Origin of the sequence: Bacillus sp. JJ722, from assembly GCF_036963345.1 — a bacterium.
In the GTDB taxonomy this organism is placed as follows: domain Bacteria; phylum Bacillota; class Bacilli; order Bacillales; family DSM-1321; genus Bacillus_AD.
The window spans coordinates 4,357-15,078 of the sequence record NZ_JBALMO010000170.1 but is presented as its reverse complement, the minus strand read 5'-3'; the positions used below and the strand labels follow the sequence as shown (position 1 = coordinate 15,078).

The window sequence follows — 10,722 nt, the reverse complement described above, 5'->3', positions numbered from 1 at the left end:
CGTGTTTCCTTTATCTCGTACGAAGTGCTCCAGTTCATACGGCGTTGAACGGGCGCTCTGCGCTTTTGTTCTTAACTAGAACATGATTCGCATTCTTCTATTTCCGAGGAGGTGGATCGGACGTAATAGGTTGTTTTTAAGCCGCTTTCCCAGGCTTCTAGGTGATAATTTAATAGCTCAATTGCTTTAATTGTGTTACGAATATATAAGTTAAATGAAATTGCTTGGTCGACGTGCTTTTGTCGTTTTGCATTTTGTTTGATGCTCCAGGATTGATTAATTGTATTCGCGGATTTATAGAACCATGTCGTTGTCGCATTTAAATCAGGCGCTGTTACAGGAATACGATAATCTTTCTTTTCTTCTGAGTATTGTTTCTTGTAGATTGGGTCAATACTAGGTGTGCTTCCGGCGATGAGAGCTGTAGAAGCATTAGGTGCAACGGCTAATAAATAGCCGTTTCTTAGGCCGTTCTTAGCTACTTCTGCTTGTAGCAATTTCCAATCAAGCTCAGAGTCATTATTGTTATACCCTCTTTTCGTGAAATAAGCACCTGTTTCCCATTCAGAACCAGTAAACCCCGGGTAGTGTCCTTTTTCTTTCGCAAGCATCATACTCTCACGAATAGTATAGAAAGCAATTTGTTCATATAATGCATCTGCATAGGTGACTGCTTCATCGCTTTCCCATTTGATTTGTTTTAAAGCGAGTAAGTGATGCCATCCAAACGTACCCATTCCCACTGATCTGTATTTTTGATTTGTTAAAGCTCCTTGAAGAACAGGAATTGTATTTAAATCGATGACGTTATCTAGCATACGTAGTTGAATAGCGATAAGTCTTTCTAGTGCATCATCAGTTACTGCTTTCGCAAGATTAATGGAAGATAAATTACATACAACGAAATCGCCAGGAATTTTCTCCGTTACAATATGTCCGTCTTTCACATATTCTTCAATTCGAAGGGTTGCACTTTGATTTTGTGTTATTTCCGTACATAAATTACTGCAGTATATCATTCCTATATGAGAGTTAGGGTTCTTGCGATTAACCTCATCTCGGTAAAACATAAATGGTGTGCCTGTTTCTAATTGACTTCTCATAATGCTCTTCATAATATCAATAGCCGCCACTTTTTCTTTTGAGAGGGTAGGGTGGTTGATGCATTCTTCATATTTAATGCGGAATGAACCACTCCCTTTTTCTTCATCATAAAAATCTTCTAATGAGTAGCCCATTACTTTGCGCACTTCATGTGGATCGAATAAATACCAATCTCCTCGTGCATCCACTTGCTCCATGAAAACATCGGGAATACACACACCTGTAAATAAATCGTGTGTACGCATACGCTCATCACCGTTGTTCAATTTGACATCTAAAAAGGCAAAGATATCTTTGTGCCATACATCTAGATAAGCACTAATTGCCCCTTGCCGTTGTCCGAGTTGATCTACACTCACTGCTGTATTATTTAGTTGCTTCATCCAAGGGATAACTCCTGAAGAAGCTCCTTTAAATCCTTTAATATCGCTTCCGTGACAACGGATTTTGCCTAAATACACACCAATGCCTCCTCCGTTTTTTGAAAGGGTAGCAATATCTGTGTTGCTGTCATAGATTGATTCTAGGCTATCGTCCACTGTTTCAATGAAGCAGCTAGATAGTTGTCCCCATGTTTTTCCAGCATTTGATAGCGTTGGAGTAGCCGTCGTCATATAAAGACTGCTCATTGCCCAATAGGCTTCTTGAATATAGTGCAAACGTTTTTCTTGAGGCTCATCCTTCATTAAGGTCATAGCAATGATGATAAAACGTTCTTGTGGCAGTTCGAATACTAGTCCTTGATGACTTCTTGCCAAATAGCGATCAGCTAGCATTTTAATACCAATGTAAGTGAATAAATAATCGCGATCAGGGATGATATAAAAACTGATTTCTTCAATTTCTTGTGGCGTATAGCTCTCTAATAAACTTTTATGATAAATATTCTTTTCTGTTAAAAGCTTGAGTAGCTCAAAGAGAGAGCCGTATCGTTGCTTTGCATCGTAATTTCGATTGATGCTAGCTTCTTTGTAGAGTGTTTGTATATACAAACGTGAAGCCGCATTGCTCCATTCAGGTTCTTCTGTTGAAACATAAGAAAGAGCTTCTAGAATAATTTGTTGATAGATTGTTGGCTCATCATTGTAATGCTTTACTAATGGTTCTAGCTTCTCTTCAAGAAGGTGAATAGGAAGCTTAGGAAATGCTGTACGTAATTGTCGTAGTTCATTGTAAATATTTTCGTATGTTTCGTTTTTTTCTAATTCAATCATTTCATCTGTTCTCCTTTTTCATTCAATTATTAATACTTAGAATAAGAGCATAAAAAAATCCGCTACCTATAGGAGCGGATTTAAAACGACATACAAATATATAAGGAGAATTCCTTTATAAAAAGTCGTTTCAACTCTCAATCCCCGAAGAAAGAAACAATTAGTTAAAGGTGGCAGGTCTCCTGGCTATGCTTCATCCTACACGAATGCCTTCCCATATATGAAGATCAACAATCATCTTCTCTATATAGTGGTTTCATTCTATCGTCAGCAATTACAGTTGCGGGAACAGCTCCGGATTCTCACCGAATTCCCTATTAAGTCCTAAAATAGGACACCACTTTTAAACACAATATATAGTTTTGTTTTGTTTGGTAAATACTAAATGTTGTGTTTAATACTACCATATCTATTAGCTTTTAACAAACATAATACATCTGCATTTTATCAAAAAAATATTTAAATAATAAGGATCATTATTACCAAAAAATATATTAAACAAATTGAGATTTTTCTATTGCAGTTTTTGATAAATCTTGTATAATATCTAGTGGTAAAAGTAAACTTAAAGTAATGTAATAGTAAACAATAGTTACTGGAAGTTTACTAACTTTAAACACGATTGAGGTTATACAATCATGCAAATCGGTAGGAAAATAAAAAATTTACGACTGAAAAAAGGTCTTACGCAGGAAGAATTAGGTGAGCGTACAGATTTAAGTAAAGGTTATATTTCCCAGTTGGAACGAGATTTAAGTTCACCGTCCATAGAGACATTTTTCAATATTATTGAAGTATTAGGTTGTTCACCAAAGGAGTTCTTTAATGAAGAAGATCATATTCAAAAGGTGGTCTATGGTGAAGAAGATCAAACATGCTTTGAAGATGAAGAGAGAGGATATCATATTCAATGGCTTGTGCCAGAGTCTAATGAGAAAGAAATGGAGCCGATTATTCTCACTTTTGAAGAAAAAGGTGAATTTAAAGTATTTGAGCCATCCCTTTCTGAAACGTTTGGCTACGTCTTAGAAGGTAAGATAAAAGTAAACTTAGGAAAAAGAGAATACTATGCTAAAGCAGGAGAGGCGATTTACTTTGGAGCTTCAGATGAGCATCAAATTGTAAATGAATATACTGGGAAATCGCAATTGATACTTGTAGCAACAGATTCTTATTTATAGAAAAACCTACATTAATGGGGAATAATGATAAAGGAGACAGACATGACAGAACAAACTATTATTCGCTTTGAGGGCGTAACAAAGCAATTTGATGATGACCCACCTGTATTGAACAATGTTAGTTTTGAAATTGAAAGAGGGAAGTTTTATACGCTACTTGGACCTTCGGGCTGTGGAAAGACAACCATTCTGCGATTAATTGCTGGATTTATGAGCCCGTCTGAGGGAGATATTTATATTAATGGTAAACTGGTGAACAATATTCCTGCGAATAAACGCCAAGTAAATACAGTATTCCAAGATTATGCACTGTTTCCACATTTAAATGTTTATGAAAATGTTGCATTTGGCTTACGAATTAAGAAAATGAATAATAGCGCGATCGACCAAAAGGTAAAAGAAGCACTTCGCTTCGTAAACCTTGCTGGTTATGAGAATCGAGAAATCAGTGAGATGTCAGGTGGTCAACGACAACGTGTGGCAATTGCTAGAGCGATTGTTAATGAACCAGAAGTAATTTTACTAGATGAACCACTATCTGCACTAGATTTGAAGCTGCGTACGGAAATGCAATATGAGCTTCGAGAATTACAACGTAGATTAGGGATTACGTTTATCTTCGTTACCCACGACCAAGAAGAAGCGTTAGCGATGAGTGATGAAATCTTCGTTCTAAATAGTGGTAATATTGAACAAAGTGGTACACCATTAGATATTTATGATGAGCCAATTAACCGCTTTGTTGCTGACTTTATTGGTGAATCGAATATCGTTGAAGGGCGAATGATTGAAGATTATTTAGTTGAATTTACTGGCAAGCGCTTTGAATGCGTGGATGGAGGATTAAGTCCAAATAAAGCGATTGAAATCGTAATCCGACCAGAAGATTTAGAAATTACGACACCTGAAAAAGGAAAAATTCAAGTGAAAGTAGATACACAATTATTCCGTGGCGTTCACTATGAAATTTCTTGTTATGACAGCGATGGTAATGAGTGGCTTGTCCATTCAACGAAGAAGGCTACAGTAGGTGAAGAAATCGGCTTATTTTTCGAGCCAGAAGCAATTCATGTAATGGCTCCAGGTGAAACAGAAGAAGAGTTTGATGCACGTATCGAGGCATACGAAGAGGCAGACCATGAAGAGTAATCGAATATTATATGCGATTCCATATTACGCATGGATGTTATTGTTTGTAATTGCGCCGATTGTTTTAGTGTTGTACTTCTCGTTTATTGATATAGAAGGTGGATTTACACTTGCTAATTATCAGAAATTCTTTACACCTGTTTATTTGAAAATGACGCTTAGTTCATTTTGGTATGCTTTCTTAATCACTGGTTTTGCTTTATTAGTGGCCTATCCAACAGCATATTTATTAACAAAAACAAAGCATAAGCAGTTATGGTTATTACTTATTATTTTGCCATCATGGATTAATCTTTTATTAAAGGCATATGCTTTCATGGGTATTTTCGGAACATACGGACCAATTAATGCTTTTCTAGAAGTGATTGGTATTGGAAATACACAAATTCTATTTACGGACTTTAGCTTTGTATTTGTTTCTGTATATATCTTTATTCCGTTCATGATTTTGCCGATTTTCAATGCGTTAGAGAAAATGAATCCTTCACTTGTATATGCATCATTAGATTTAGGTGCTTCAAGTTGGACGACGTTCAGAAGTGTTGTTTTTCCTTTGACACTAAATGGAGTTAAAGCAGGGTGTCAAGCTGTATTCATCCCGGCGTTATCGCTATTCATGATCACAAGATTAATTGCGGGTAACCGAGTAATTACGCTTGGGACGGCAATTGAACAACATTTCCTTGTAACACAAGACTGGGGAATGGGAGCGACAATCGCTGTATTCTTAATCATTATTATGTTTATCATCATGATTCTTACTGGAAATCGGAAGCGAGGGATGAAAATTGAAAAGAAATAGTAAGCTATCTACTATTTATTTGGCAATTGTATTTATCATTTTATACGCGCCGATTTTCTATCTGATGTTTTACTCCTTTAATAGCGGTGGCGACATGTCAGGCTTTGAAGGTTTCACTTTGGATTTTTATAAAGAGGTACTTCAAGATACTCGGCTTCTTATTATTGTGTTAAATACTTTGGTAATTGCTCTTTTATCAGCGGCAATTTCGACAATTATCGGTGTGTTAGGTGCACTATCGATTATGTACGTAAAGAATATTAAGATGAAGAATACAATGCTATCGCTTAATAACGTATTAATTGTTAGTCCTGATGTTATTATTGGTGCTTCATTCCTAATTCTCTTTACAATGATTGGAATTAAATTAGGCTTCACTTCTGTATTGCTTTCACATATTGCTTTCAGTATTCCAATTGTAGTTATTATGGTATTACCAAAGTTACAAGAAATGAGTGCGACGTTAATTGATGCGGCCCTTGATTTAGGTGCAAGTAAATGGAACGTCTTAACGAAAGTTGTTATTCCGTTTATTACGCCAGGTATATTTGCTGGTTTCTTTATGGCATTAACCTATTCGTTAGATGATTTCGCGGTAACATTCTTCGTAACAGGTAATGGATTCTCAACACTTTCAGTTGAAATTTATTCTCTAGCAAGAAGAGGTATTTCGTTACAAATCAATGCGTTATCGACGCTTATTTTCTTATTCACAATTGTATTAGTAATCGGTTATTACTTCATTAATCAACGCAATAACCGTTCGAAAGGAGTGAGTATAAGAAAATGAAGTCGATCACAAAAGTATTTATTCTCGTTTTTGTCGTTTCGTTCGGTCTGTTATTTTGGATTAATAGATTGAATGCATCAGAAGGCTATTCTGGTGATAATACGATAACTGTATATAACTGGGGAGATTATATTGAACCAAAACTAATTGAGAAGTTTGAAAAAGAAACAGGATATAAAGTTATTTATCAAACGTTCGATTCAAATGAAGCGATGTTGACGAAGATTGAACAAGGTGGAACAACATTTGATATTGCGGTTCCTTCTGAATACGCGATTTCAAAGATGAAAGAAGAAGACTTGTTGCTTCCAATTGATCATAGTAAGATTCCGAATTTGAAATATATTGATAAACGCTTTTTAGATTTATCATTTGATCCGAAAAATAAGTATTCGATTCCTTATTTCTGGGGAACAGTAGGAATTGTTTATAATCCTGAGCAGTTAGGTGGAAAGAAAATTACAAGTTGGAATGATCTGTGGGATAAAGATTTACGAAATGAAATCCTACTAGTTGATGGAGCTCGGGAAGTAATGGGTATGGGGCTTAATACTTTAGGCTATTCTTTAAATGATGTTAACAAGGCGCATTTACAAGAAGCGAAAGAGAAGCTAGATACACTTACACCAAATGTGAAAGCGATCGTTGGTGATGAAATAAAAATGTTAATGGCCAATGAGGAAGCTTCTGTTGGAGTTGTATGGTCTGGTGATGCTTCTGAAATTATGTATGAAAACGAAAAGTTAGAATATGTAGTGCCAAAAGAAGGCTCTAACTTGTGGTTTGATAACATTGTTATTCCGAAAACGGCAAAGAATATTGAGGGTGCCCATGCATTTATCAATTTCATGCTTGATCCAGAAAATGCCGCTCAAAACACGGATTATGTTGGATACTCGACACCTAATGTTGGTGCACTAGAGATTTTGGGAGAAGAAGTAGCTGGTGATGAACGTTTCTATCCTGGCCCTGAATTGACAGAAAAACTAGAGGTTTACGAGAACTTAGGTAAACGTAATTTGGCTTATTATAATGAGCTGTTTTTAGAATTTAAAATGCATAGTAAATAACAAAAAGCTTCAATGGGAAAAGAATCCATTGAAGCTTTTCTTATTTCATAGCATCTGATTTAACAATAGGTTCGATAAGTACTTGATCAATTCGTTTTCCGTCTAAGTCAACAACTTCAAATGAGTAACCTTGGCAGGTAACACGACTACCTCTTTCGGGTAAGTCACCAAGTAAATAAATGAGCAACCCGGCTACAGTATGATAGGAGGATCGGTCTTCATCAGGTAATGGCTGTTTCAATTGAAGAGCTCGTTTCAAATCATCAATATGTAATAATCCATCTGCTAGGAATGTTCCGTCATGACGTAATACTAATTCAGGTTGTTCTTCTTCAACAGGAATTTCTCCAACGATTGCCTCGAGAATATCAAAAAGGGTAATCAATCCGAGAAAGCCTCCGTACTCATCTAGGATGAATGCAATACCACTTCTGTTTTTTTGCATCAATTGTAGGACGATACTGGCATCCATTGCTCTTGGAACAACTAATGGCTGTTTCAGTTTTGTCATTAAATCTTGCTTTTGCTGTAATGGTAGTTTAGTTAAGAGTTCTCGAACTTCAATGAAACCTACGAAATCATCTAAGCTTCCGCGACCTACAGGTAGTTTATTATGTTTACTATTCTTAATAGACTGTGAAATTTCATCAATGGGATCCTCTATGTCAATCCATTCTAGTGTCGTACGTGGTCGCATCAATTCATAAGCCCGTTGGTCATGAAAGGCAAAAACACGCTCTACTTGTTGAACTTCATCGTGTTCAAAAGCACCTTCTTGTGCTCCTTTTGAAAGCAATTGTTTAATTTCGAATTCCGCTTCTTCAGTTGAATGTTCTTGCTTTAAGCCGAGGAAGCTAAATAAAAACAAAGTTGATTTAGACAATATCCAAATAAATGGACGCATCACTTTAGAAAAAGCATTCATACTTGAAATGACAGCCATAGAAACGCGCTCAGGAGCGACGATCGCAATTCGTTTTGGTACAAGTTCACCAATAATTAACGAGAGATATGTGATAAGTGTGACTACAATGATATAACTTACTGAATATGCATATTCTCCGCTTAACCCTAATCCGCTTAATATTTCAGCAAGGGGGGCAGATAGGCGAGCTCCCCCGAATGCCCCATTAATAACACCGATTAATGTGATACCTACTTGGACGGTTGAGAGAAGATCAGTAGGATCTTTTAAGTAATGAAGTGCTAGCTTGGCACTTCGTTTACCCCGGTTAGCTTCATACTGTAATTTAGAAGGATTTGAAGATATGAGAGCTAGTTCCGTCATAGCGAAAATACCGTTAAACAGAATAAGTAATAGTACGGTTGAAAAATCAATTAACCAGGAAGAATCCATAGCTTTCATCACCACCGGTTCTTTTTATTATTATTGTATAAGATTGAAAAGGTATTTTGTTGTTCAAAAAAAGGCTAAATCGTATCATATAACGATTTAGCCTTTTTATTTAATTAGCTCTACTAATTATTTACGGATTTTCTCAATTTCATCCGCTACAAATTGAACTTGTGTACCAACAATTACTTGGATGCTTGTTGCACCAACAACGTTGATTCCTGGTACGCCAGTAGATTTAATTTTTTCTTTATCTACTTTATCCATATCTTTTACTTCTAAGCGTAGACGAGTAATACAGTTGTCTACAGAAATAACATTTTCGTCTCCACCTAAACCATCATAGATTACAGCAGCCATCTTAGCGAATTTTTCATTGCCAGATTTCTGATCAGTAGCTTCTTCATTGTTATCGTCTTCTGGATCTCCATCTTCTCTACCTGGAGTCTTAAAGTTGAACTTAACGATTAAGAAACGGAATAAGAAGTAGTAGATTAAACCGAATACAAGACCTTGAACTAATAACATGTATGGTTGGTTAGCTAGTGGTAATCTTGAACTTAAAACAAAGTCTACAAGACCCGCACTGAAACCGAAACCTGCGGTCCAGTGGAATAGAGCAGCGATTGCTAAAGAAAGACCTGTTAATACAGCATGTACAAAGTATAATGCTGGTGCAGAGAACATGAATGCGAATTCAAGTGGCTCAGTAACACCAGTGAAAAATGCTGCAAAACCAGCAGCGATGAATAATGATGCTGCTTGTTTCTTTCTTGATGATTTAGCTGTGTGGTACATAGCTAAACCAGCTGCAGGTAAACCGAACATCATAACTGGGAAGAAACCAGCTTGATACATACCAGTTACACCTTTTTCACCTGTACTTGCCCAGAAGTTACCGATATCATTGATACCTGCAACGTCAAACCAGAATACAGAGTTTAATGCATGGTGTAAACCCGTTGGAATTAATAAACGGTTGAAGAATCCGTAAAGACCAGCGCCCAAAGCACCTAATTTACTGATTGCTTCCCCGAAGTTAACTAAGCCAGAGAATACGATTGGCCATACGAAGAATAAGATAGCAGAAACAACTAACATCGAAACCGCTGTCATGATAGGTACGAGACGCTTACCACTAAAGAATGCTAAAGCATCTGGTAATTTGGTATCACTAAATTTGTTGTACATAATTGATGCAACGATACCTGAAATAATACCAACAAAGGCATTGCCGATTTTAGCGAAAGCAGGATCTACTGCTTCTGGATCAATGCTTTGTAGCATTGCTACTACATCTGTGCTGAGTAAAGTAGTAATTACTAGATAAGCAACTAAACCACTAAGCGCAGATGAACCATCCTTGTCTTTCGACATACCCAAGGCTACCCCAACAGCGAATAGGATTGGTAAATTATCGATAAGTGAGCCACCAGATTTAATTAAGAAAGCAGCGATTGGGCTGTCTGCACCCCAACCAGTTGGGTCAATCCAATAACCGATACCCATTAATATAGCAGCCGCGGGTAATACCGCTACTGGTAACATCAGTGAACGACCAAGTTTTTGAAGATACTTCATCATAATGGAAATTCCTCCTTTAATGTTTGCTACAAGCAAGTAACATCATGCTATTAAATTCGCGCAAATTAATAATTTCTTGCAAGCTCGTTTGAATTAATAACATTAGAATTACTTTAAGAGATGTTTGAAATTATTACTAAAAATAATCTTTAAGCAATATAAACATATTTTTTGTGCGTTTTTTATTATATCAGGATAATTAGTGGTATAGACCGATTTGTTAGTGATTTATTATGTCTATATTGTGAAAGAATAATTTTGAAATGTAGGTAATTGTTGTGATAATAATCGCTTGCAAGAAAGATTTTTTTAAGGAAAAAGTATGAAGTTTACATATATTGTGGTAAGTCAAGTGGGTTTTTATGTAAATAATATTATTTTAATATTATTAAAATAATTCAAATAATTATAAATCTGATGAATGTTTGTAAAAAATTTCTAAAATAGTTAGCTTGACCTTTCGTTTTTATCATA

The 10,722-nt window shown here is 36.0% G+C and carries 8 protein-coding genes and 1 riboswitch; of the genes, 5 read left to right on the top strand and 3 right to left on the bottom strand.

Annotated features, from left to right (window positions below; genetic code table 11):
• Positions 1–71: 71 nt before the first annotated feature.
• Positions 72–2,318, bottom strand: a complete 2,247-nt coding sequence (locus V7014_RS19280) for a ribonucleoside-diphosphate reductase subunit alpha (protein ID WP_335509365.1) — start codon at positions 2,316–2,318, stop codon at positions 72–74.
• A 155-nt stretch (positions 2,319–2,473) separates the two neighbouring features.
• Positions 2,474–2,675: riboswitch (cobalamin riboswitch) on the bottom strand.
• Positions 2,676–2,956: 281 nt separating this feature from the next.
• On the opposite strand from V7014_RS19280, the gene V7014_RS19275 reads away from it, so the two are divergent.
• Genes V7014_RS19275 through V7014_RS19255 form a run of 5 tightly spaced genes read left to right on the top strand, consistent with a single transcriptional unit; the run spans position 2,957 to position 7,310 of the window.
• Positions 2,957–3,499 carry a helix-turn-helix domain-containing protein gene (locus V7014_RS19275; RefSeq protein ID WP_335509363.1) on the top strand — a complete coding sequence of 181 codons (543 nt, stop codon included), beginning with the start codon at positions 2,957–2,959 and terminating at the stop codon, positions 3,497–3,499.
• A gap of 42 nt (positions 3,500–3,541) precedes the next feature.
• Positions 3,542–4,648: an ABC transporter ATP-binding protein gene (locus V7014_RS19270; RefSeq protein ID WP_335509361.1), complete on the top strand. Its 1,107-nt coding sequence runs from the start codon at positions 3,542–3,544 to the stop codon at positions 4,646–4,648.
• Positions 4,638–5,450, top strand: coding sequence for an ABC transporter permease (locus V7014_RS19265; RefSeq protein ID WP_335509359.1), 813 nt, complete (start codon positions 4,638–4,640; stop codon positions 5,448–5,450). Before V7014_RS19270 ends, V7014_RS19265 begins: the two co-directional genes overlap by 11 nt.
• Entirely contained in the window at positions 5,437–6,240 is an 804-nt protein-coding gene (locus V7014_RS19260) for an ABC transporter permease (protein WP_335509358.1), read from the top strand. Before V7014_RS19265 ends, V7014_RS19260 begins: the two co-directional genes overlap by 14 nt.
• Positions 6,237–7,310 carry an ABC transporter substrate-binding protein gene (locus tag V7014_RS19255; RefSeq protein WP_335509356.1) on the top strand — a complete coding sequence of 358 codons (1,074 nt, stop codon included), beginning with the start codon at positions 6,237–6,239 and terminating at the stop codon, positions 7,308–7,310. Before V7014_RS19260 ends, V7014_RS19255 begins: the two co-directional genes overlap by 4 nt.
• Before the next feature lie 40 nt (positions 7,311–7,350).
• Here V7014_RS19255 and V7014_RS19250 read toward each other — a convergent pair whose 3' ends face one another.
• On the bottom strand, positions 7,351–8,667 hold the full coding sequence (locus V7014_RS19250) for a hemolysin family protein (protein ID WP_335509354.1): 1,317 nt from the start codon (positions 8,665–8,667) through the stop codon (positions 7,351–7,353).
• A gap of 126 nt (positions 8,668–8,793) precedes the next feature.
• The gene (nagE, locus tag V7014_RS19245; RefSeq protein WP_335509352.1) at positions 8,794–10,248 is read right to left on the bottom strand and encodes an N-acetylglucosamine-specific PTS transporter subunit IIBC; all 1,455 of its coding nucleotides are present in this window, start codon (positions 10,246–10,248) and stop codon (positions 8,794–8,796) included.
• Positions 10,249–10,722: the final 474 nt, after the last annotated feature.

Bases quoted from the DNA above. Each gene is read 5' to 3' on its own strand.
- V7014_RS19270 (WP_335509361.1), top strand. From the start codon at position 3,542: ATGACAGAACAAACTATTATTCGCTTTGAGGGCGTAACAAAGCAATTT.
- V7014_RS19280 (WP_335509365.1), bottom strand. From the start codon at position 2,318: ATGATTGAATTAGAAAAAAACGAAACATACGAAAATATTTACAATGAA.
- V7014_RS19265 (WP_335509359.1), top strand. From the start codon at position 4,638: ATGAAGAGTAATCGAATATTATATGCGATTCCATATTACGCATGGATG.
- V7014_RS19250 (WP_335509354.1), bottom strand. From the start codon at position 8,667: ATGGATTCTTCCTGGTTAATTGATTTTTCAACCGTACTATTACTTATT.
- V7014_RS19275 (WP_335509363.1), top strand. From the start codon at position 2,957: ATGCAAATCGGTAGGAAAATAAAAAATTTACGACTGAAAAAAGGTCTT.
- V7014_RS19255 (WP_335509356.1), top strand. From the start codon at position 6,237: ATGAAGTCGATCACAAAAGTATTTATTCTCGTTTTTGTCGTTTCGTTC.
- nagE (WP_335509352.1), bottom strand. From the start codon at position 10,248: ATGATGAAGTATCTTCAAAAACTTGGTCGTTCACTGATGTTACCAGTA.